The sequence below is a fragment of the Dysgonomonas sp. UBA7630 genome, from assembly GCF_002483985.1.
Classification (GTDB): Bacteria; Bacteroidota; Bacteroidia; order Bacteroidales; family Dysgonomonadaceae; genus Dysgonomonas.
On the sequence record NZ_DLIY01000014.1, the window covers coordinates 1 to 24,817 of the forward strand.

Genomic DNA, 24,817 nt, shown 5'->3' on the forward strand with positions numbered 1-24,817 from the left:
CTGTCGGCTTCAATGGTTGAAAAGGCGAAGTCAGGACACCCGGGGGGAGCAATGGGTGGAGCGGACTTCATCAATGTTTTATTCACTGAATTTCTCGTTTACGATCCGCAAAACCCCACATGGGAAGGTCGTGACCGTTTTTTCCTCGACCCCGGACACATGTCACCTATGCTTTACAGCACATTGTGCCTGACTGGAAAATTCACACTCGAAGACTTACAACAATTCCGCCAATGGGGAAGCGTTACTCCCGGACACCCTGAGAGAGATATCAACCGCGGAATAGAAAATACATCCGGACCACTGGGCCAGGGACATACTTTTGCCGTAGGAGCCGCAATCGCTGCGAAATTCTTAAAACATCGCTTTGGTGAGCGTATGGATCAGACCATATATGCATTCATCTCGGATGGAGGTATCCAGGAAGAGATTTCGCAAGGAGCAGGGCGTACAGCCGGACATCTGGGACTTGATAACCTGATCATGTTCTATGATTCGAACGGAATACAGTTATCTACCAAAACCAAAGAAGTAACAGAAGAAGATGTTGCCGCTAAATATCAGGCATGGGGATGGAGAGTGATCACCATCAAAGGTAATGATGCCTCCGAAATACGTGCTGCTCTGACAGAAGCTAAAGCTGAAAAAGAAAAGCCGACCCTTATTATCGGTAAAACAATCATGGGTAAAGGTGCTATTAAAGCAGACGGTTCAAGCTTCGAAAATGAGACTGAGACCCACGGACAACCCCTAAGTGCTGCCGGGGCTTCTTTCGAGAAAACAATCGAAAACCTAGGAGGTGACCCCACAAATCCGTTCGTTATTTTCCCCGAAGTAAAAGAGCTATATGCCAAACGTAAGGCTGAACTCGAAGAAATAGTGACAAAGAAACACGCCGAAAAAGAAGCCTGGGCTAAACAAAATCCTGAGCTTGCCGAAAAAATGCAGAAATGGTTCAGTGGCTATACACCGGCAATCGATTGGGCAGCCATAGAGCAAAAACCAAATCAGGCGACTCGCGCGGCATCGGCAACCGTGCTGGGTGTGTTGGCAAAGCAAGTGGAGAACATGGTTGTTTCCTCTGCCGACCTTTCCAACTCGGATAAAACAGACGGTTTCCTGAAATATACCCACAGCATGAAAAAAGGGGACTTCTCGGGGGCATTCCTGCAGGCAGGGGTATCGGAACTGACAATGGCTTGTCTGTGTATCGGCATGACACTGCATGGCGGTATCATTTCGGCTTGTGCAACTTTCTTTGTTTTCTCTGACTACATGAAACCGGCCATACGTCTGGCTGCTCTGATGGAACTGCCGGTTAAGTTTATCTGGACGCACGACGCTTTCCGTGTAGGGGAAGACGGACCGACACATGAACCCGTAGAACAGGAAGCCCAGATTCGTCTGTTGGAGAAATTGCAAAATCACAACGGGCACAACTCCATGCTGGTACTGCGTCCGGCGGATGTTACAGAGGCAACCGTTTCGTGGAAAATGGCAATGGAGAATCAAACAAGCCCGACAGGACTGATTTTCTCGCGTCAGAACATCAACGACCTGCCGGCAAAAGAAAATCGGTATACTGAAGCTCTCCAAGCAGAGAAAGGAGCATATATAGTGGAGGAAGATGCCAATTACGATATCATCCTACTGGCTTCAGGATCGGAAGTATCGACACTCGTTGACGGAGCAAAACTACTGAAAGAAGACGGTATAAAAACACGTATTGTTTCCGTTCCATCCGAGGGAGTATTCCGCACACAAAGCAAAGAATACCAGGAAAGCGTATTGCCGAAGGACAAGAAAAAGTTCGGATTGACTGCCGGGCTACCCGTGACATTACTTGGGCTGGTTGGCGACAATGGCAAAATTTGGGGTATGAACTCTTTCGGGTTTTCTGCTCCGTACAAAGTACTCGACGAAAAACTAGGATTTACACCTGATAATGTATATAAACAGGTCAAAGAATATCTGAAGTAATATAAAAAAGCAAAGCTGATATACAGAATGGCTCGTTAACCAACCAGAAGTATATCAGCTTATCTATTTTTAATAGTATTTATGTATAGAAATTAAATCAATATCAATGAAGAAATTATTTACAACAATATTCTCTTTCGTTTGCGTCATTCACTTTTGTGCTCAGGAAACTACTCCTAAAATAAAATATTTTGATCTGAAAGACATAACGTTATTGGATAGTCCTTTCAAAAGGGCACAGGATCTTGATAAAAAATATCTTTTAGATTTAGATGCAGATAGACTTTTGGCACCATTCTTAAGAGAAGCTGGATTGCAAAAAAAGGCAGAGAGTTACACGAACTGGGAAAACACTGGTCTTGACGGACATATCGGAGGGCATTATGTTTCAGCTCTAGCTTTAATGTATGCTTCTACAGGAGATGAACAGATAAAAAATCGTCTTGACTATATGATAAGTGAATTGAAACGATGTCAGGATGAAAATGGTAATGGATACATTGGAGGTGTTCCGGGCGGAAAAGCTATTTGGGATGAAATAGCCAAAGGTGATATTCGAGCCTCTGGTTTTGGGCTAAATAACAGGTGGGTTCCTCTCTACAATATTCATAAAACTTATGCAGGCTTACGTGATGCCTACCTTATTGCAGGCAATGAGACAGCAAAGGATATGTTGATTAAAATGACAGACTGGGCTATAAAACTAGTATCGAATTTGTCTGAAGAGCAAATACAAGATATGCTGCGCAGCGAACATGGAGGATTAAACGAAACTTTTGCGGATGTTGCCGTAATAACCCAAAATGAAAAATATTTGAAATTAGCCCATCAGTTTTCTCACCAGTTAATACTAAACCCATTATTAGCTCATGAAGATAAACTAACGGGCTTACATGCGAATACGCAAATCCCTAAGGTACTGGGCTTTAAACGAATTGCTGATATTGAAGGAAATGAATCTTGGTCGGAGGCTTCTCGTTTCTTTTGGGAAACCGTAGTAGAACATCGCTCGGTATGTATAGGCGGAAATAGTGTAAGAGAACACTTCCACCCAACAAATGATTTTTCGAGTATGATAACAAGTAATGAAGGCCCGGAGACTTGTAATACATACAATATGCTACGTCTATCTAAAATGTTTTATCAAACATCCTTAGATAAGAAATATATTGATTATTACGAAAAAGCATTATATAATCATATCCTTTCAAGTCAAAATCCTCAAACCGGCGGCTTAGTTTATTTCACACAAATGCGCCCCGGACATTATCGTGTATATTCGCAGCCTCAAACCAGTATGTGGTGTTGTGTTGGATCTGGAATAGAAAGCCATGCAAAATATGGAGAAATGATTTATGCACACACAAGTGATGCTTTATATGTAAACCTATTCATTCCTTCTTCATTAAACTGGAAAGAAAAAAATGTTGAGATTGTTCAGGATAATAAATTCCCCGACGAATCAAAAACAGAAATCACTGTAAACTCTAAGAAAAAAAGTGAATTTACAGTGTATGTACGCTACCCATCATGGGTAGAAAAAGGAACAATGAAAATTAGACTCAATGGAAAAACATATTCTGCAAGTGAAAAGGATGGTTATATTGCAATAAAAAGAACTTGGCAAAAAGGAGATCGTATAAGCGTAGAATTACCGATGACTATTGTTGCAGAGCAACTTCCTGACAAATCAAATTACTACTCATTTCGATATGGACCAATTGTTCTTGCTGCGAAAACAGGACAGGAAGATATGACTGGTTTGTTTGCTGATGATAGTCGTGGCGGACATATAGCACACGGAACTCTTCTTCCTTTGTCCGAAATGCCTCTACTGGTTAGCGATAAACAAGATATTACTTCAAAAATTAAACCTGTACCAGGTAAGCCTGTGACTTTCAAATTGAGTAGCCTTTATTCCACCAAATATCCGTCAGAATTGGAATTTATTCCTTTTTTCAGACTGCATGAGTCTCGCTATATTATATATTTGCCCCAAACAACAACTGAAGGATTAGCTAGTTTGCATGAACAAATAAAGCGAGAGGAACAAGAACGTATAAAATTAGACTCTAAAACCATAGATAAGGTAGCTTGTGGAGAACAACAACCGGAATCAGATCACTTTATACAATTCGAAGAATCGAATGCAGGATCATTCGAGAACATTCACTGGCGAGAAGCAAAAGGTTGGTTTAGTTATCAAATGAAAAATAAAGAAAAGAAAGCCAATGTTCTATATGTCAAATATCAGGCTTCTGATAAACCAAGTATTTATGAAATTTCGGTCAATGGGGAGAAAATTCAGAATCTAAGCATAGATAATAAGCCAGAATCGGGAATCCAATTTATACTATTAGATATCCCCCAAAGTGAGAGGACAAAGGATATATTAGATATTAAATTTACTGCAAACAAAGGATATACAACACCAAGAATTGTAGAGGTTAGGTTATTAGAAGATAAATAGCTGTTTAGTATTACCTTGCATATTAAAGTAAAAAAGAACCAAGACTAGCTGCGTCTTGGTTCTTTTTATAATAACATTAATGGTATACACCAAATATTAATCAACATAAGAAAAAAAGGAATACCCTTTTTTCAATAATTCATCATATTTTTCTTTGTTGAATTTGTAGTAAAAAGCACCTCGCTTCGAGGTTGATTTATCTTTATCCTGTTGCTTTTCCAAAACATTCATTTCCAGCATCTTCTTTCTAAAATTACGTTTATCTAATTTTGTTTGATAGATTGCTTCATAAAGGGATTGCAATTGAGGTAAAGTAAATTTTTCAGGTAATAAATTGAAACCGATAGGCTGAGTCGCCGCTTTTCGTCTAAGTATCACTAATGTATCTGATAGCATCTGGTTATGGTCGAAAACTAATTCTCCAACCTTATCCACTTCTTCCCATCTGGCATTGTGGACCTTACAAAGTTTATCATCGAACAACTCCAGATCAATCAATGCATAATATGCGATAGACACAACCCGTTCTCCTTTATCACGATTAATATCACCATATACACCAACCTCTTCCATATATACGTTCTGAATACCGGTATATTCATAAACAACACGAGAGATTGTTTCATTAAGATGTTCATTCGAACGCAAAAATCCACCCATGAGTGTATCATGACCTTCTAATGGATTAAATTTTCGCTTCGAAATAAGTAAATACATTTTATCGTCTTTAAAACCAAGTATTATACAGTCGACGGATATATAGAATTTTTCTTGCTCTTTATAGAATGATGGTGTCATCTCAATTTATTTAAATTAAAAACAAACAATAGAGTGTATAATAAACACTTATTACATGCAAATATACCATCTTTTTTATAATTATTTATCCGACCCGTATTCATTATATAATATTGCATCATCCGACAAAAATATGAATAGACAACAACTAGAATAAAGACACAGATAGCTAAACACTTAACTACGAACTATATTATATTCTCTAATAAGTAAAACTTGTTTATTCTTGAAATATTCGTCTGACAAAATTATACAGGCTATTCTTCCATACATCAAAATCGTGCCCTCCGGGTGTAATGTAATAGATATGCTCTATTCCATTCTTATTAAGTGTATTATTATATACTTCTGGCCATTCTTTTACGACATCATCATTGCTTCCTTTTACTATCATTATCAGAGTCGATTTCTTATACTTTGAAGGCACAGTAAGCGTTTCTTGTGTAAAAAGACCTTTCTCTACATCATAAGGCAGAACACCTACTGCAGGAGTGAATGCTCCGATATATGCAAATTCATCAATCATTTCTATTCCAATATGGAGAGCAGAACGACCTCCCATGGATAGACCTGCTACAGCACGATTATCTCGTCCGGAAAGCACCGGATAATTTTTCTCTATATATGGCAACAGGTCATTTTTAAGGTCATTCAAAAAATTATCATATTCCTTAAAATGTTGGACAGAGTAAAACTCCGGGGCAACTTTCACACTATCATGCCTGGCTTTGATATTGGGAATAACAACTATCATTTCTTTACATTTTCCCTCATGGAGTAAGTTCGATATAATTTGATCCGGATTGCCGCCAAACCAGTCATTCTCATTTCCACCCAAACCATGAAGAAGATATAAGGTCGGGTATTTCTTATTCTTATCATAATTTGGCGGTAAAATTATTTTAGCGAGCCTATTGCTATTGGTTGTCTTCGAAAAATAGCTGACATCGTTAACTACACCATACCTTACATCCGGTTTGCGTAGATCGAAGCCAATAGGTGCATCATAATTGTTATCTACAAATGATTTCACCTTAGATGTAGTACAACTTACTAATAAAATCAGAGATATACTGAACAGAAAGAACAGCTTTTTCATCGTTTTTGTTTGAATATTAGAGGTAAAAATTGATTAAGGCACCGTCTCCAAGTAAGCCACTCATGATGAGTTCCTGGAGATTCGTAATATCTATTATTTATACCATTTTCCTTTAAGAAATCACTGATGCGTTTGCTGCCCATTCCCTCTTCTGAACCCATACCTAAGAAAAGAGTATGAACTTTTTTGTTGAAAACATCGGGCTGTGCAAAAACACCGTTGTAGGCTTTCTTTAGATTGTCTTCTTTCAAAAAGAAAAGAGCTCCACTAAAGGCTCCTATATGTGAAAACTTATCTATATTATTTAATGTAGTCTCAAATGTCTGATGTCCTCCCCACGACAAACCAGCCATGGCTCTGTTATCTCTATCCGAAAGGGTCCGGAAATTTGAGTCAATATAAGGTATAATATCATTCATAAGTATTGGGGTAAATAATGCTCCAAACTCCTTTTGAGATTCTCCTTTTTTAGTTCCATGTATATATCCACAATTACCATAATCCATTACAACAATCATCGGAACACACTTCTTTTCACTTATCTGGTTATCTAAAATAAATGCCATTTTTCCTTGTCTGCTCCAGCCGGTTTCGTCTTCGCCCATACCATGTTGAAGATACAGTACAGGATAACGTTTTGTAGGATTCGTTTCATATTCGGCAGGCGTATATACAAAACATCTACGTTGCTTCTCCTCTACTTTCGAAAAATAATAACATTCTCTAACTTGTCCATGAGGAACATCTTTTTGATACAAATAATAGACAGATTCTGCTTTAGGTTCCGGAATTTCTATGCCGCTCGCCATTCTTCCACAACCAAAAAACGTCTGGCTAGCGGGATCTACTACAGATACTCCATCTATTAATAAGAAGTAGTAATGAAATCCTACCACCAATGGGTCTGTTGTTGCTTCCCATATACCAGCTGCATCTTTTGTCATCGGATATTTTTTCCCGCATATATCAACTTGCACGCTTTGCGCAGAAGGAGCTTGGATGCGGAATGTAGCACTTAAATCTCTATTCACTATAGGATATTGACCTTCAGGAATATTGTACTCAGACGAAATCCCTCCCTCTAAGTCTTGTGCTAGGGCATTAGAGGCAATAGACAGAACTAAAACAAACAGAAAAATACAGTTTTTCATAATAATTAGATATTTAATAGTTAGGACGGAAATATTATTTTATAGTTTCCGCTTAAATGCATAAAAGCAAACAAATATAATAGTCCATCATAGTATGCATCGAAAAATCCATCTTCGTATGGCTTATGTTCAGAATTCCAAAGATGATGAACAAATTCACTCCTCTTAGGATAAGTAGACATTGTAGTTGCTGCAGCACTTGTAGCAACTAATCCTAAGGAGTGTCTTAAATTCTTTTTATAGTTCCCTGCCGGTAATGTATCAGAAACCATTCCTCCATCAATCGTATACTGGTCTACAAATGTTTCCAACCCTTGAGAGTATAAGAAACTTTGTATCTTAGTGCCGTAGTCTTGTTGCCATTCTTTGTCTGCACAACTCCACGAATAATCTAATGCTATATTCAAAGGGACTCTCCAAGAGTCAAATCGAAAATCTTCACCTACAATACCATATTCAGTGCGAAATGGTCTCCCGTCGTAATATGAATAATCAGGAGTTAAGCCTGTAACAGGATGTACAGCCTTATGCAGATAGTCTCGGCTAGAACGAGCACATTCTTTCCAAAAATCAGAACGTCCATCTGCAGCCCATTTAGCCCAAATTTCATAAAATACAGGAATGTGATATGATGGATCGGTAAACAGAGCGGCACCTCTGAAAGGCACAAAAGTAATCAGCTTATGCTCTACATCGATAAGGTTAGTCACTCCTTCTTTTCCCCCACCCTTGTTCATCGAACAGTTAAGTATATTCTGAGCTTCTTTCAAATAATCGATCCCTTCATCATTCCCCCAAAGATTAGATGCAAATATCAAAGAAGTAATATAATAGAGCTCTCCATCAGAGGCCGGTCCTTTTGCATTAGGTGTCCCATCAGTTTTGCAACTCCATGCGAAATAACCTTCAAAAGGTCCATCTTGATGTTGCATATTCTTTTTGCTCCAACGCCATAAACGATCAAAAATATCCTTCTTGTTCAGTTGTACAGCAATCATCATTCCATAAGACATTCCTTCTGTCCGCACATCATTATTTTTGACATCTGATATGTAAGCCATCGAATCTCCTACTTCAAAGTAAATCTTGTTCGGACCGAAAAAGATACCTTGAAATATTCCCTGTAATTTCTCATCAACCTGTTCTTTAGAGTATCCTACTTCAGTAAAAAGATTTCTATATTTCTGGGATTCAAAAGCTCCTATCTCCCATGGAGTGACTTCGATATGTTTATTATGATTACACGATATCAAAGAAAACAAGAAAAGGGCCGTGAATAATAATCTAGAATAATATTTTTCCATAAGTACACTTTAATTACTTCTTTAATGAACTTTCTTTATACAATTGCAGCATTTTCTCTGCATATCTAGTTCCTAAAGTTCGATATCCGGCAGCACTAAAATGCAATCGGTCTTTAACCCCTTCGCATCCTTTTGATGAAATGACATGGGCATTCGGTATAACGCTGGGTAAAGTATTTATTATTAAATTCATGTTTGCGCATGCCCCATATTGTTCTTCATCTAATAGTTCTCCAGCTAGTAAGGGGATTGAATTCGGCTCGAAATTGAGATCTTTTAGTATATTGTCATATACTTTTCTGACTTTTTCCGGCCAATCAGTCTCTCCGTTATTAGACTCACCTTGATGAAGTAATATACCTTTAATCACACCACCGTGACTTTGAGCCAGCTTAGCCATTTCTATCAATCGGGCATAAGGATTGCCATTATATTCATTAACCATATTTTTGAGCCATTCTGGAGATTGATCTACATAAGATTGAAAATTTTCTTTATCAAAGAGTTCTATTCTACAACCACCTACCGCAACATTGATTACACCAACCTTCGTATCTGACGGAAGATTTGCAACCATCGTTCTTCCAAAATAATCAGCAGGACTAAGTCCTGTATGACATCGTGCTAATGGTGGAATAGCTTTATACCAGTTTCCCTTAAAACGTCCCAGTTCAGGACAGTCAACAGTTTGCAACATCATAAAACGACCATCTATATCAATAGTATCTTGTGCTTCAATCTTCGCATGCCCCTCCATGTTGGATTGCCCAAAACATAAAAAAACATGAAACTTTTCCTGAGCCACAATGGACATATGAAGTGACATAAAAAACAATACAATAAAAAAAATATTTTTTTTCATATAAATGCATATTTAATAGTAAAATCTAAAGATATAATTGATTATAAAAGCATTATATCATTCAGCAAACCTCCAATAATCAAAGTACATGACATCAGTATTCTGAGGCCCTTTGAATACGAAATATAAATCATGTACACCTGTTATCTTAGGAACATCAATCGAAACCAACTTCCACCTGTCACAGCCTCCGGTACGTGGAACTTTTATTGTACCGAGTAAGGCTCCGTCTAGTTTATCTTGACGAATTTCAAATGTAACATTCGCATTATGAGTGGTTCCTATTCGTGCAAAAAACTTAGAAGCTCCTTTGTTTTGGAAATCAACATCTCTAACTTTTATATATGCCCCATCCTTTTTTGCGGTTACAAATACTCCCACCTGTTTATTTTGAGATGCCTTTATACCTTCAGACCAAGCAATTGTTTCGGCTTCTGTTTTTCGATAAGGATTGAGAGTCCCTATTCCTTGCTTAATTCCTTCTGTCATTTTCAATTGAGGGATAGAACCATCTGTATTAAACGTCATTTCCTCAACACAGACAGACCTTGTAAAACCGCTTCCACCGGGCAGTGCTCCATTATGATAGAAAAAGTAAGTTTTTCCTTTAAAATCGATCACTCCGGGATGGTTTGTAAAAGATTTACCTTCTGTAGGCATAACAATACCACCATATTTCCATGGTCCTATAGGGCTTTTGCTTGTCGAATATCCTATAAATTCGGGTAAAGGTCCTCCCGGCCAAAATAAATAATAAAGATTATTACGCTTATATAACCATGGCCCTTCCTCGTATGAAGTCGGTCTCTCCGGATTATTTTCTCTTTTGCCGAATGATTCTGCAACCATCGGAACACGGACTACATCACCCGAATAAGAGATCATATCTTCATTTAGCTTAACATAGTACAACTTAGGATTTCCCCAGTAAAGATAAGCCTGACCATCATCATCAATGAATACTGTAGGGTCTATATCTCCCCATTCAGTTTGTACTAAAGGTTCACCAAGAGCATCATAAAAAGGACCATACGGACTATCTGCCACTGCAACGCCTATTGCCCCCCTATTATTTATTCCGGATATAACAGGTACATACATATAAAATTTCCCATCACGCTCGATACATTGAGGAGCCCAAGCATCACCTTTAGCCCATTCGAAGTCTGTATATTTCAGAATTACACCATGATCTGTCCAGTTAACCATGTCATCTGTAGAATACAACTTCCAATCATTCATTGTAAACCATGTAGAGTTATCTTCATCATGAGTTGTATAAACATATAATCTGTCATTATACACCATTGGAGCCGGATCGGCTGTATACATCGTTTGTATGATCGGATTCTGTGATTGCAATAATGTTGGCATAAATATTGCCAACATTATTAAGTATATTTTCTCTTTCATATTTTTTTCGGATTCTAATTTTATTTAAATTCCCAATAATCAAGGAAGAACAAGTTATTTTTCTGAGAGGTGCTTCTAAAACAGAAATAAAGATCATGTACCCCCTTAGCACCATTTACTGCACACGACATCAGCTTAAACCGGTCCATTGCGCCCGAACGAGTTACTTCTAATGTGCCGATCAAAGGTCCACTGGTACTATCTAGGCGAATATCGATATAACCACCATTTACATTACATGCAGCAAGCACTGAAAATTCTTTTGCTCCTTTACCAAAATCAACTCCACGAACACACAATGATTCATTATCATCAATTCCGGTAAGACAAATTCTGCCATCAGGCATCTTTTCCGTTTTCAAACCATATCCCCAAGCCATAGTTTCGGCTTCCACTCTGCGATACGGATTAAATAATTCAATTTGCTCTAATACATTCTCTGTCCAATATGGAACTTCCTGAATGGTTCCATCCACATTATAATGCATTTTTGCTGCCATAGACGACCTACGCTCATGATGTTTAAAGGTTTCTAGGTGCATTAAATCGTAACTCAACCCAAACACATAAGAACTACCCTTATAATCGATTATACCAGGATGGTTTCCTCTAGTACGCTGGGTTGGTTTCATTATGTATCCTTTGGTTGTCCACGGGCCTGTAGGTTTGTCGCTCATGGCATACCCTAATCCTTCGGGACAGCAAGTAGCGGCAAAAGCCATATAATAATGTCCATTCCGTTTATATACCCAAGGTCCTTCCTGATAATGTTCAGGATTCTTATCTAATTTCACAATATTTCCAGAATAAGAAATCATATCTTCATTCAGTTTCACATAATAAACATTCGGATTCCCCCAATACATATATGCCTGTCCATCATCATCAATAAGAACGGTAGGGTCTATATCCTCCCAATGTTCTTTTTGCCAGACAAGTGGTTTGTTTATAGGATCTTTAAATGGCCCATAAGGAGAATCAGATACTAAAACACCAATACCTTGCCCATGTATCGGACAATACATATAGAATTTACCGTTTCGTTCAATAACTTGTTGAGCCCAAGCTCCATTATCTTTTGTAACCCAACTAAAGCTTTTTAATGATGCAACAGTCCCATGATCTGTCCAGTTTACCATATCCGTAGAGGTATAAAGCAACCAGTCGAGCATTTTAAATCCCTGAGAATCGTCCTCGTCATGGGTGGTATAAAGGAATACGGTATCATTATGTACCATTGGAGCCGGATCGGCTGTATATCTTGTCTGTATAAGTGGGTACTGTGCCTTAATTTGTGATAAATTAATAACAAAAAGACACACAAAACAGCTTAAAAGAGTTAATCTTATATTCATAATTTATTTTAATAAGTTAATACAAATCCTCCCTGAGACAAAATAGATATTTCTATATCTCCATTCTGTTTCACTTCTATTTCCTTCAAATAGGTTTCTCTATTTTTATCATCATTATACATTTTAATCTTCTTACCGGCATACATAGGTAAGTTTAATTTTAACTTCTGAGTTTCCTTCAAGGCATTTACTCCGGCAACATACCACTGATCTTTATTACGGCGGGCAATCACAGCATATTTCCCCGGATATCCGTCAATATATAATGTCTGATCCCAAGTTGTAGGTATTTTTTTCATAAAATCAAGAATGAAGCCTTGTGTATCTGTAAGGTTATTAGGTGTAAGAGCAAACATTTGAACAGCATTCTGATATAAAATACCTGTTGCCAGCTGAAAAGCATCGGTCGTTAATCGCTTTTGTCCCTGTTTGTTCCCTTTATTCAGGTATTTATTCAGGAATACACCACCAAACTCCATAGATCCTACCGTATTGCGAATAAACGGATGCAGCGAGGAAAAGAATGCCTCATTTTCTCGTATACCTTCCGAAAACACAAGCATTTCAGACGCCAATACAGCCTCGCTACCCACATAGTTCGGATACATGCGTTCCCAACCACGAGGAAGAGTACATCCATGGAAAATAATCATCAGTCCATAATCGTTAGCATCTGAAAGAATATCTTCGTACAAGCGCATCGTCTCTTGCTTATCACCACCGAAAAAGTCAACTTTCAGTCCCTTAACCCCAATCTTCTTTAGCCATTTCATTTCTTCTTTACGCGAAATAGATGTATTCATCTTATTTCTTGGCCCTTGAGGAGCATCATTAAAGCCTCCATTAGAATTATACCACAAGAACACATCTACATTTTTTGACTTCGCATATTTTATCAACTCTTCAATTTTTGTATAGCCGATATTTACATCCCATAATGCATCAATCAAAATATATTCGTATCCCATTTCGGAAGCTAAATCAATATATTTTACCTGATCATCCCAGTTCATACTATTATCTTGCCATACAATCCAACTCCAAGTTGCCCGACCATATTTATATGATTGGCTTGCTTGATATAGAGGATCAACAACATCAAATGGAATAGTAGTTTCTACAATAGGTTTGAGAGTTTCTCCTACAGTTATCGTACGCCAAGGTGTAATACCGGGCAAACTAACTTGAGCACCAGTGCTGCCAAATCCGTTATTTTGCCTTTTATCCGGAAATGCTACTGTGTATAAGCCTTCTTGCGTACCATCACTTAAATGTGATGCGCAATACAAACTGTTGACTCCTGTTTCTGAAACAAGAACCCAGCCGGCATCATTTATACGAAATAGACCGGGAAAAACATATCCTTGATTTTCGTGGGTTGGTTTTCCTACTTGTTCATCGTTGGTATAACCACTTTCGTAACTCGGTGAAGTACGAGCAAAAGCTTGCATCGGACTCATCATATATGACAAAAAGGTTGTAGTCGATTGAGGAAATTTAAAACCGGTAGCTTCCTTTTCTATAACACAAGCCTTTCTCTCACCCCATTCCGGAAGTTCGTAACGGAAAGCAATGTTATTGTTACTAACCTGAAACAGGATAGATACTTGATTCCCTTTTGGATTCTGAAATGTGCAAATCAAAGAATTTGCATTATAATGGATCTCTGATTGCTTTATCTTATCTTGTGTATATTTTTTATCTACTGCTCCCTCTTTTTTTGAAATATATTCGAGTCCTTTACTAAAATCACCTTCATTTGTAATAATACCTAATGGAGACTTTTCGAGCATAGCCTTATTTTTATACTCAACGGCATACATAGGAATCCCATTATCAAGGAAAATATTTACCGATAATAGTCCATCAGGGCTAGTCACTGTTGCTTTCTGACTATATGCCTGAAACATAAAAAAGGCTATAAAAACTAAACAAACAATTCTTTTCATTTTTTCTTTTATTCTATATTTAAGTATATATCAAAATTTTATTTCTAACTTATTACCATCGTATTCAACTGTCTTCTGGGTAGCATCCTGAAGAATTATTGTGAATTTTCGACTAAGTAACATCCCTTTATAAGATCCTTTTCGATCTCCGATAATTAAGGTACGGGAAGCATTATTCCATATAATAGGAATCTCAGTATATTCTCCCTTTTCATAATTATAATTGTCAAATTCATCTTCGTAAAGAACAAATGACCCGTTAGCACCTGTATATACACGTAGTTGCAAGTGAACCCATTGTTTCTCTGTGGCATATTGTACTTTTGGTCCAAATGGAATAATACTTCCGGCTTTAATAAATAATGGAGTATTATCGATAGATGTTTCCAGCTCTATTCTTTGTCCGCCTTTATATTGTTGATTAGTCCAGAAATCATACCAAGTAGTTCCTGCGGGGAGATATACCTGAGTACGCTTTTTCGCTTTAAAATCAACAACCATATTGCCATCCGCATCTTTTGCTTGATCTCTGTTCCATCCTTCTTCTTCATTTACCTTTACAATCTTTTCGGGCGTATATTGTGCTTTCACGATAGGAGCTACAAGGATTGATTTACCAAACATAAACTCGTCATTCAGGTCTAAAGCTTTAGGATCATTCGGGAAATCCATTACTAAAGCTCGCATAAAACTAGACTGCTTATTCGTTACTTCCCATGAGGTAGAATAAATGTATGGCAAAAGCGCGTAGCGCAGATTAATCGTTTTTTCAATAGCATCATAAATAGGCTCTCCTTTTGTTCCGAAATGATAAATCTCCCTTGGAGTATCTGTTCCGTGCGAACGCATCATCGGATTGAAAGCCCCAAATTGTAACCAACGAACATACAATTCCTGAAACATTGGATTACGAGTTGCACTGCCGTCATTCCACGTTTTATTATAAGCACCGGCAAAGAAACCTCCGATATCGCTATTCCAATGAGGCAATCCACAAATAGAAAAGTTAAGACCAGCCGGAACCTGATTGCGTAAAGATTCCCAAGATGAACTAACATCCCCAGACCAAACGTTAGCTCCATATCGTTGCTGACCGGCAAAACCAGAACGGGTAAGTATGAATACACGCTTATCGGAAGAGGTAGCCCGCTGATGATCATAAACACCGCCTACCGTCATCAAAGGAAATGCATTACGCACTTTTCTAAACGAACCGAGATAAGTTTTGATATCCATATCTTCGGGTTTCCAGTCCAAGTGGTCGGGTTCGGTAGAATCCATCCACCAGCCATCTATTCCGTATTTAAAAAGACCGCTATTTAAATATTTCCAATAGATATCTCGTGCTTTAGGGCTATAGGCATCATATACACGCACACCCGATGGATAATCCATATTAGGAGGCCAAGTATCCATACCGGACTGAGGCCATGTTGTAAAATTAAAGAGTAATCCGTTTTTGTCGAGTTCTCTGTAAGGCTTTGTTGCAGGACCGAATGACGACCAAATAGAAATAATCATATGAGCATTCATCGAATGAATATCATCAACCATTTTTTGAGGATCGTTAAATAGTGGGTTTTGAAAGTCCATCGCATTCCACAGATAATTATGTCCCCAGTATTGCCAATCTTGAATAATTCCATCAAGAGGAACGCCCAAGTCTCTATATTTTTTTACAACACCAACTGTTTCATCCTGACTTTTGTATCGTTCTTTACTTTGCCAAAAACCGTATGTCCATAACGGAAACATAGGTACTTGTCCTGTAAGTTCGCGCATTTGAGCAATTACTCCATCCGAATTTCCGCCATACATAAAGTAATAATCAACACAATCTCCTACTTCAGAGAAAAAAGAAGTCTCTTCTTGATCATCCTTAAATGTAGTTGGAGAATAATTGTCCCAAAATACACCATAGCCTTTATTTGATTGGAAAAATGTTACAACATTCTCTACATTTCCCTGAATTAAATATTTGGTTAAATTTCGTTGCTTCATTTTTCCATTTTGCAGCTGTCCTAAACCATAAATTGATTCATCCTTTTCAAGAGCAAATTTTTGAGAGACCGAAAACGTTTTCTCTCCGGCATCATCAAAATCCGTAAATACAGGCTTACCTTTTTCCTTTAGCAAAAGTCTATTTTGCGCATTGTAAAAAAACATTTGTCCGGATTTTAAATCCAGAGTAACATGCATTGAAGGAGTCTTCAATATAAGCTCATCTCCCTTTTGCTTTTTTTCGATATTTACAGTACGATTATTCTCAATAACCGAAAGACTTTCCTTTTTGTATTGATGATTTTGTGGAGATTTTAGAATTCTTACACAAGATGGGGTATAAAAGCGAAGCTCTATATCTATGCCATCTATGGTAGTTCGAATACCGAATTGTGTATCCTGATAATTTTGAGCTATTGACGGCAAAGTATAGCCACATGTCAGAAATAGAAGTAAAAAAATGAGACTGGGTTTCATTGTATATTAGATTTCATTAACAAATATGATTTAACAAAACTAATATCAGAACTCACTTTTTCATGTTTGATTTCAGATAAAAAACCTTACATTTTAGACAAATCAGCCTGTTTATTCCGATTACATGCCGTGTTATTATATTTCTGTTGGCGATTTTCCAAAATATTTTTTGAATGCTGTGCTAAAATAATTATTACTCGAAAAGCCACAGATATCACTTACCTCCGAAATAGTATATTGGTGTGTTTTCAATAATTCCAAGGCATGATTAAATCTTATTGATCTGATGAAATCGATAGGTGATTGTCCTGTAAGTGCCTTCAGTTTCTGATATAGAAGAGAAGAGCTGATGTGCATTTCTGAAGCAAATTCGTCTTTCCCAAATTGAGTGTTTGACATATTTTCATGAACTATACTCAATGCTTTTTTTATAAATTTATCATTCAACTCATTTAGGAAAATATCTTGCTCTGCATCAGATTGACTAATTAGCTTTAGAGCTTTATCCCGGACTATAATTCTATTTTTTAAGATTGTACTGATTCGATAATTAAGAATACGGATATCAAAAGGCTTTGTTATATAATCATCTGTACCAAGATCCAATCCTTCTATCAGATTTTCTTTTTCGGCAAGAGATGTTAAAAGTATAACAGGTATATGTGATGTTTCGAATGTTGATTTTACTAATTTACACAATTCCAACCCATTCATCTCAGGCATTAAAATATCAGAAAGAATTAAATCAAAAGATTTGGATTGAATAATTGCCCACGCTTCACCCCCATTACTTGCCGTTGTAACATTATATTGATCTCTAAAAGAACAAGCTAAAAAATTCTGAAGATCTATATTATCCTCCACAAGCAATATCGACATTAGTTTATCTTGAATATTTTTCTGATCTATATCTTTATAAAGCGAAATGTTATCTTTTAATTCTGTATTATTTTTCATTTCAGACAAAGCTGGTTTAGGACTTACTTCCTCAACGTGTTTATAAGGAACAACTATTTTAAAGCTAGAACCTTCATTTTCTTTACTTTCGAAAAGAATATTGCCTTCATGCATGAGTATATAACTTTTTACAAGTAATAGCCCAATACCCGAGCCAACTATTTTGGAATTTATATTATTGTCTCCTCTGTAAAATTCTCTAAATAATTTACCTTTTGCATTTTCGGATATTCCTAGTCCGTAATCTTTAACCTCTAAAATCCATTGTTTAGGCTCACATGTTAAAATTATATCGACTTGGGTATCATCGTGCGAATACTTTATTGCATTGGAAATAAGATTATCTACTACTTTCTCTATTTTCATATCATCCAATGCAGTAATATATGAATTTTGATTTGAAGAGAAGTTTAATTTTATATTTCTCTTTCTTGACATTTCTTCAAACATCAAACATCGCTGAGATATTAATGCTACAATATCTGTCTTCATCAAAAAAACCTGTCCTTTTCCGATATCTACTTTTTGGAAATCCAGCAATTGTGTGGCAACAGAGAGTAAACGTTTCGATTGACTTTGTGCTAAAGACAGGTAATATTTAGATTTTTCGGACATCATTTGATCTTTTTCGAGTTCTTCAATCGGAGAATTTATCAATGTTACCGAAGTTCGGATATCATGTGCAATATTGGTAAAGAATCGTATCTTATCTCTGGCATGCTTTTGTTTTAACCTATTGGAATATGACCTTAGAAGGTAAGCTATAATTCCTATTATAATTATAAAAAGAATAAGACGAAACCACCATGTTTGCCAAAATGGAGGGGTTACATTTATAAACAACGAACGTTCGTCAAGCTGATTGCCAGAACTATCAAACATTCGTATTTTCAAATTGTAATTTCCCTTCTGGAGATTTGTATATGTCAGAATGGATAAATCACTGGGGTTACTCCAGTCTGAATCAAATTCTTCTAATTTCCATGAGAATTTATATCCACTTAAAGAACTGCTTAATGGTAATAATTCGATCGTAAAATTATTTTGGTCATACCTCAATGTTAACCCAGTTCTTTTATTGATTGGTATATCACTCAATAAATCCTTATTTTGTCGTATAGATTTTCCTGATATAATTATATCCTGAATAAATATCTTCCCTTTAGTTTCATTATTATATAATAAATCAGGATTAAAAATAACCGCTCCTTTATTTGTACCCCAGATCAAGTTCCCATTTTTCTGTCTGTATTTCGAATTTGTATTAAATGATACTGTTTTTAATGATAATGATGATGGGTACTCATATACTGATTTATCTTTTATACTGAATCTACATAAACCACTTTCGGTACCAAGCCATAGACAATCATCGTCCAACATAATGCTATTTATGTAGTTCGAAGTCAATCCTGATTCAATAGTATATTTCTTTGAATTTCTTGTTTTATAATTGAAGTAAACCAATCCATTTCCTGAAGTCCCCAGCCAGATATCATCCCCATTAATAAGAATATCCTGTACAAGACAATCATTTAAGAGTAACTCTTTATTACCTGTATTTTTATTCATAGATATTAATCCATAATCACAAGCCAAAAGAAGTTTATCGGACGACAACTCTGCAAAAGCATACATGGATTGACGATCAAAAACACGAAAACGCTTTTCTTTCTCTTTATAACAAATAATATTGCCGGTGCCTCCAATCCAGATATTACCTTGAGAGTCTTTAAATATATCGGATATAAATTTACCGGAAAAACCATTTTCTTCTTTCTCTTGAAAATAATGATTCAGTTCTCTTCCTGTATCACCATCAAGAACATATACTCCGGACGAATAACTTCCTGCCCAAATATTCCCATCATTATCTTCACATAAGGCTAAAAAGACTTTAGCCTGTTCTTGTTTATTATCGTAAAATGCATCCCATTTATTTGATTTTGGATTCCATCTATTTACGCCATTATTCGTTGCAAACCATATATTTCCTTTTTTATCTTCAATTACCTTATTTACATGATTATTTATTAGCGAGTTTGAGTTATTAATTTGATGGGTAATTTGGTTTACAGGGAATATTTTTTGTTCAAAGAATGATAGACCTCCGGTATAAGTTGCCACCCAGATACGTTCATTATCATCACAGAATATATCATATACACCATCTCCATGAAGCGAGAAAAAGTCGTTAACATCTTCTTTATAGATATTCAATACTTTATCTCCATTTTCGCTCAACTCCCATAATCCTTGACCATCAATACCAATAAGAAGAGATGAGGTTGTATTTTTTTTTATCGACAATATAGGTTGTCTGGGCAATTTATTTGCTTCTTTATTCAATAATTGACGATTACTAAGATCATAAGACCAAAGCCCATTCGAAATTGTTCCTATCCAAATTTTATTTGTTTGCGCATCGTATAAAAATGAGGAAACTTCCAATTCGTTATCCCGACTATAGTTATATATATACTCGAGTTTATCTGTATTCGTATAAAAAACAGCCATTCCTTCAGGAGTAGCCAAGAACAAGCTGTTTGAAGTATATTTACTTATGAAAACGATCTCTACATCGTGTACTTTTAATTTCAATTGTTGATTCTCATACTTGTACAAACCATTCGAGGTGCCAATCCAAATACTTTTATTTTTATCTACTACAGCTCTTTTTGTAGCAATATATTCGTTATTCAATGATCGTTTCAAATCTACTTCTAGATTAAACCTATCATATAGAGGATCATATTTAAATATCTGGCTATTATTGGTATAAGCAATTAATGTCGAATCAGAATAATCAAGTCTTGTAAAATAAATATCAGTAGATTTATGGGGTAGTTGATATTTTTTATAATTATTAGAAGATATCCTTAATATGCCCGTTTTGGAGGCACCCCAAATAAATCCATCGTGATCTTTAGTTATAGAATATACTTCACGAATAGACGTTCCATAAACATCATTTATATTATAAAATCGGATATCAGCAGCTAGTGTACTAATTGTAAATATAAAAAAAAGAAGCAAAAGTAAAATATTCTTCATGATATATGATGTCCATTCATTAAAGCTATAATAGGCATAGTACTTTCTTTGCCTTGTATATAATTTCTGGGATAGAAAGAGTTAAAGATATCAGCTTTAAGATTATAACAAAAGTCTAAAACAGATAACAAATATAATTGAATAAAGCCATAAAAAAAAGAAATACAAAGAATAGAATCCTACTGATCACACATAAAAACACTGAAATAATAAATCTTTATATTTGATAGAATGATAGAGAGAATGTCAGATGTAATTAATACGATAGCATTTTTTGACCAATAGTCTAATTCCTGTGATTTGTGGACATTTACTGTTGAGTATTATCTATTAACTTTGTCAAATGAAAAAGTATCAATTAAAAAGCTTCAACAGTGTATTTTTCCTGCTATGGATTATTATTGCAGGTATCATATGGGCTGTAGATGACTCTAATTATCCATTTTTATTTCAAAAAATATTATCGGCGATTGCTCTTTTGGGAACTTTAATTGTTACTACACACCTTTTGTGCAATCGTATATTATCAGGAGCAATCCTAAAAAACAGAATGCCTCTAATAGTCTGCTGGATTTTCCTAATGGCTATTACTCAATCCATTCTGTTGTCGTTATTTTTAGAGGGATTCTACTTATTGGAATCACATGGAATATTGCCATTATCTGAAAATTCAGAAAATAAAGAGCTGTTTTTTGCAGAAGTATTTGGTTTTTTACCATTGACTATTCTGGTTAATCTTGGTTTTGGCGGGCTAAAGTTTTATTTTGAGCATGCTAAGCTCTATGAGCAACATCTTATATTACAAAAAGAACATCTGGAAACTCAACTTCAATCCTTGCAAGCTCAGATCAATCCGCACTTTATGTTTAATGTGCTAAATCACATACATATACTGATACAAAAAGATTCAGATTTGGCCTCTTCGTTGCTCATAAAATATTCAGACATTCTTCGCTATCAACTCTATGGCTCTGATAAAGAGAGTGTGAATATAGAAGATGAAATGCGATTTATGAAAGGTTACATAGAAGTTGAGAGGTATCGTTGGGAAAACACCCTGGTTTTTAACGCGAACTGGCAATTGGAAAACCCTAAGATGCAAGTACCACCACTACTACTTATTCCGTTTATAGAAAATGCTTTTAAACATGTTTCGCGGTCAAAGTCACAAAAAGGATATATCAGCATCAATCTGAACCAAAACAATAAAGAATTAACTTTTGAGGTTGAGAATTCAAAATCATCTATAAAACGAACAACAGCTTCCAATTCGGGAATAGGACTGGATAATGTCAAAAAACGTCTCAATCTTTTGTACCCCAATAAACATAGTCTCATAATCAGTGAAACTGAAAATGTTTATCATTCGAAACTTATAATAAACTTCAGCAATGATGGAGAATCTAAATAATATACGACTGAGATGCTTGATTATTGACGATGAGCCGGGCGCAATAGAAGGAATCAAACTTTATATTGGCAAATTAGATTTTCTAGAAATTGTAGATACCTGCTTCTCTGCTATCGATGCATCCACCATACTCAAAGAAAAGGAAATTGACCTGATGTTCCTTGACATTAACATGCCGGATCTCACTGGGCTTGAATTTCTCGAATCGTTGGAAACTGCGCCTTTAACTATTCTTACAACAGCATACTCTGAATATGCTTTGGAAGGTTATCGTCTCAATGTTATCGACTATTTGTTGAAACCTATTGCTTTTCAACGCTTTTTTCAAGCTGCACAAAAAGCGAAAAATACTTATACTTCGCAGTTACTCTTCAAACAAAATTTGGAAAATGATGACAATGATATTTATATTAAGCAAGGCGATTCATTTATACGTATTGTATGGACAGATATACTGTATATAGAGTCGATGCAAAATTATGTAAAAATTCATCTGCCGGATAAAATTCATATCGTACATCAGACAATGGCTGCTACTGAGGAGATGCTACCTAAAGAATCATTCTTCAGAATCCACAAGTCTTTTCTTGTAAATATCTCACATATCGACAGTATAAAAGGAGGTAGAATTTATGTAAAAAATAAGGAACTGCCTCTATCAAAATACCGGCGCGGTGATTTATTTAAAATAGTTATCAATAAAAAACTCTTTGGTAAGTAACCTTTATCAGAAGGTATAAGATACTCCTATGCTATACTGTTTTTGGGAAATAATAGGAACAATAGCCAGGTTCTTATTAACATCTTCAATTCCAAACATTTTCTTAATATGAGGTAGCAACAGATAAGCTGTTTCTGCACTCAAAATACCAATCCCTGCTCCTGCCACTACATCGCTCACCCAATGTTTATTATTCATCACTCGCAAGACTCCTGTTGCAGTAGCAACGGCATAACCACTTACAGCCAGCCACAAATTAGAATCCCGGTACTCTTTGAATAGAATATGTGCATTAACAAATGCGGTAGCTGTATGCCCTGAGGGGAAAGATTGCCTGTTTGAACCGCTCGGACGCATAACTTTAGTGGTATGCTTCAATGTCTGTACCGTCGCACACATCAAGAGATTCGATGTTGCCATTAGAATTGTACGATCCCTGAGGTTGTGTTTTGCTTTTATTCCCATCAAATCAAAAGCATAGACACCTACTGCTGGAGCAAACTGAATATAATCATCTGCCGGGATACGCTTGGTTACATGCTTTATTGCAGATAATTGAGCTTCTTTATCTAATTTCTGCAAAGGCTTGACATATTGAGCAGCAATACCATAAGAGATCAACAACGATGGAGCGATCAGATTCACATAAGGAATCTTTATTTTAGGCTGGTTATTATTCTCAAATTTCAAATCGGCTAGTTTCAAATCTATATTATCTTCTTCTAACCATACGGGAGTAAGTATCGGCTGTAAAAATACAGAATCAGCCTTCCCCTCCATATCAATTTGCTTGTTAAGTAGATGTTTATGCAATATCAATGTATCATTTTTTATTTCGGTCTGCCCCTTAAGAATTAAATAGAAGAAAATAAGAAGGATAGAAATAGAAGCTCTTTTAGTCATATCAATACTTTAATAGTTTACAGACACAAATTTCTTGAGCTTTAAGAGGCTTTTCAAAAAGGATTGACAAGTGGACATTAGGTGTTGACCCATGGACTAAATAATATATCAAGTAGATGTTTGAATATTAGAGGAGGAGAAGGTAAAAATAAGAGAAAAGGCTCGTTATACCCCATTTTAATATTTTGAATATCTTTGTTTTCGAAATACGTAATAGAAATCGAATGATGGATAAAATTTTAGCATTGTCTACACAAAATCAGCAAAAAGCTTGGGAAATTATTAAGGATACTAACGTAATAAATATATGGAAATCTATAGGAGCAACAATCAATCTGATTGGGTCTTTAAAGCTGGGACTTATGATGAAGCACTGCGATATCGATTTTCATATATACACATCTCCATTCTCGTTAACTGATAGCTTTGCAGCTATGGCTCAACTAGCTGAGCATCCTTCTATAAAACGAATAGAATATAGTAACCTTTTAAAGGAAGAGGATGCTTGCCTCGAATGGCATGCATGGTATGAAGACAGGGATGGAAAAATGTGGCACATTGATATGATTCATATCGTCAAAGATTCTCGCTTTGATGGATATTTTGAAGATGTTACGAATCGTATTGCTAGCGTATTGAACGAAGAAACAAAAAATACTATTCTACGTTTGAAGTACGAAACGCCTGACGATCAAAAAATAATGGGAATTGAGTATTATCAGGCTGTAATTGAAGGAGGTGTGAGAACATATCAAGACTTTATCCAATGGCGTAAGGAAAATCCGGTGACAGGTATAGTAGAATGGAAACCCTAATTTTAGACATTAAACAATCTCATTTAAGCCCATAAAAGAATATTAGTAAAAGAATAAGCATAGAGGAAAATAAGCATAAGAAAAACGAAGGCATCTC

General features: G+C 36.0%; 16 protein-coding genes. 5 read left to right on the forward strand and 11 right to left on the reverse strand.

Annotated elements, in window-relative coordinates; genetic code table 11:
- Together B3P17_RS05100 and B3P17_RS05105 are read left to right on the forward strand one after the other, a co-directional pair.
- A partial coding sequence (locus B3P17_RS05100) for a transketolase family protein (protein ID WP_291104079.1) occupies positions 1-1,980 on the forward strand: 1,980 nt, incomplete at its 5' end.
- 106 nt (positions 1,981-2,086) lie between these two features.
- On the forward strand, positions 2,087-4,450 hold the full coding sequence (locus B3P17_RS05105) for a glycoside hydrolase family 127 protein (protein ID WP_291104084.1): 2,364 nt from the start codon (positions 2,087-2,089) through the stop codon (positions 4,448-4,450).
- A gap of 96 nt (positions 4,451-4,546) precedes the next feature.
- Here B3P17_RS05105 and B3P17_RS05110 read toward each other — a convergent pair whose 3' ends face one another.
- The 10 genes from B3P17_RS05110 to B3P17_RS05155 form a co-directional block, all read right to left on the reverse strand.
- Positions 4,547-5,248 carry an NUDIX hydrolase gene (locus tag B3P17_RS05110; RefSeq protein ID WP_291104087.1) on the reverse strand — a complete coding sequence of 234 codons (702 nt, stop codon included), beginning with the start codon at positions 5,246-5,248 and terminating at the stop codon, positions 4,547-4,549.
- Positions 5,249-5,468: 220 nt separating this feature from the next.
- Positions 5,469-6,347, reverse strand: coding sequence for an alpha/beta hydrolase (locus tag B3P17_RS05115; RefSeq protein ID WP_291104090.1), 879 nt, complete (start codon positions 6,345-6,347; stop codon positions 5,469-5,471).
- Positions 6,344-7,498 (reverse strand): alpha/beta hydrolase-fold protein, encoded by a 1,155-nt coding sequence (locus B3P17_RS05120; protein ID WP_291104093.1) that lies wholly within the window; start codon positions 7,496-7,498, stop codon positions 6,344-6,346. The genes B3P17_RS05115 and B3P17_RS05120 overlap by 4 nt, the downstream gene beginning before the upstream one ends.
- 20 nt (positions 7,499-7,518) lie before the next feature.
- Positions 7,519-8,802, reverse strand: coding sequence for a glycosyl hydrolase family 8 (locus tag B3P17_RS05125; RefSeq protein WP_291104096.1), 1,284 nt, complete (start codon positions 8,800-8,802; stop codon positions 7,519-7,521).
- A gap of 13 nt (positions 8,803-8,815) precedes the next feature.
- Positions 8,816-9,628, reverse strand: coding sequence for a sialate O-acetylesterase (locus B3P17_RS05130; RefSeq protein ID WP_291104099.1), 813 nt, complete (start codon positions 9,626-9,628; stop codon positions 8,816-8,818).
- A 93-nt stretch (positions 9,629-9,721) separates the two neighbouring features.
- A complete protein-coding gene (locus B3P17_RS05135) occupies positions 9,722-11,077 on the reverse strand; it encodes a glycoside hydrolase family 43 protein (protein WP_291104102.1) in 1,356 nt (451 codons plus the stop codon).
- A 20-nt stretch (positions 11,078-11,097) separates the two neighbouring features.
- Entirely contained in the window at positions 11,098-12,432 is a 1,335-nt protein-coding gene (locus B3P17_RS05140) for a glycoside hydrolase family 43 protein (RefSeq protein ID WP_291104106.1), read from the reverse strand.
- Between the two features lie 8 nt (positions 12,433-12,440).
- Positions 12,441-14,381 (reverse strand): glycoside hydrolase family 97 protein, encoded by a 1,941-nt coding sequence (locus tag B3P17_RS05145; RefSeq protein WP_291104109.1) that lies wholly within the window; start codon positions 14,379-14,381, stop codon positions 12,441-12,443.
- A gap of 30 nt (positions 14,382-14,411) precedes the next feature.
- A complete protein-coding gene (locus B3P17_RS05150; RefSeq protein ID WP_291104112.1) occupies positions 14,412-16,859 on the reverse strand; it encodes a TIM-barrel domain-containing protein in 2,448 nt (815 codons plus the stop codon).
- 135 nt (positions 16,860-16,994) lie between these two features.
- Positions 16,995-20,870 carry a hybrid sensor histidine kinase/response regulator transcription factor gene (locus B3P17_RS05155; RefSeq protein WP_291104115.1) on the reverse strand — a complete coding sequence of 1,292 codons (3,876 nt, stop codon included), beginning with the start codon at positions 20,868-20,870 and terminating at the stop codon, positions 16,995-16,997.
- A 343-nt stretch (positions 20,871-21,213) separates the two neighbouring features.
- Between B3P17_RS05155 and B3P17_RS05160 the strand changes: the two genes are divergently transcribed.
- Complete coding sequence (locus B3P17_RS05160; RefSeq protein WP_291104118.1) at positions 21,214-22,281, forward strand: sensor histidine kinase; 1,068 nt, start codon at positions 21,214-21,216, stop codon at positions 22,279-22,281.
- On the forward strand, positions 22,262-23,002 hold the full coding sequence (locus B3P17_RS05165) for a LytR/AlgR family response regulator transcription factor (protein ID WP_291104121.1): 741 nt from the start codon (positions 22,262-22,264) through the stop codon (positions 23,000-23,002). The genes B3P17_RS05160 and B3P17_RS05165 overlap by 20 nt, the downstream gene beginning before the upstream one ends.
- A 6-nt stretch (positions 23,003-23,008) precedes the next feature.
- Here the strand turns inward: B3P17_RS05165 and B3P17_RS05170 are convergent, their stop codons facing one another.
- Positions 23,009-23,905 carry a phosphatase PAP2 family protein gene (locus tag B3P17_RS05170; protein WP_291104124.1) on the reverse strand — a complete coding sequence of 299 codons (897 nt, stop codon included), beginning with the start codon at positions 23,903-23,905 and terminating at the stop codon, positions 23,009-23,011.
- A gap of 227 nt (positions 23,906-24,132) precedes the next feature.
- On the opposite strand from B3P17_RS05170, the gene B3P17_RS05175 reads away from it, so the two are divergent.
- On the forward strand, positions 24,133-24,720 hold the full coding sequence (locus B3P17_RS05175) for a phosphoglycerate mutase family protein (protein ID WP_291104127.1): 588 nt from the start codon (positions 24,133-24,135) through the stop codon (positions 24,718-24,720).
- Positions 24,721-24,817 lie beyond the last annotated feature (97 nt).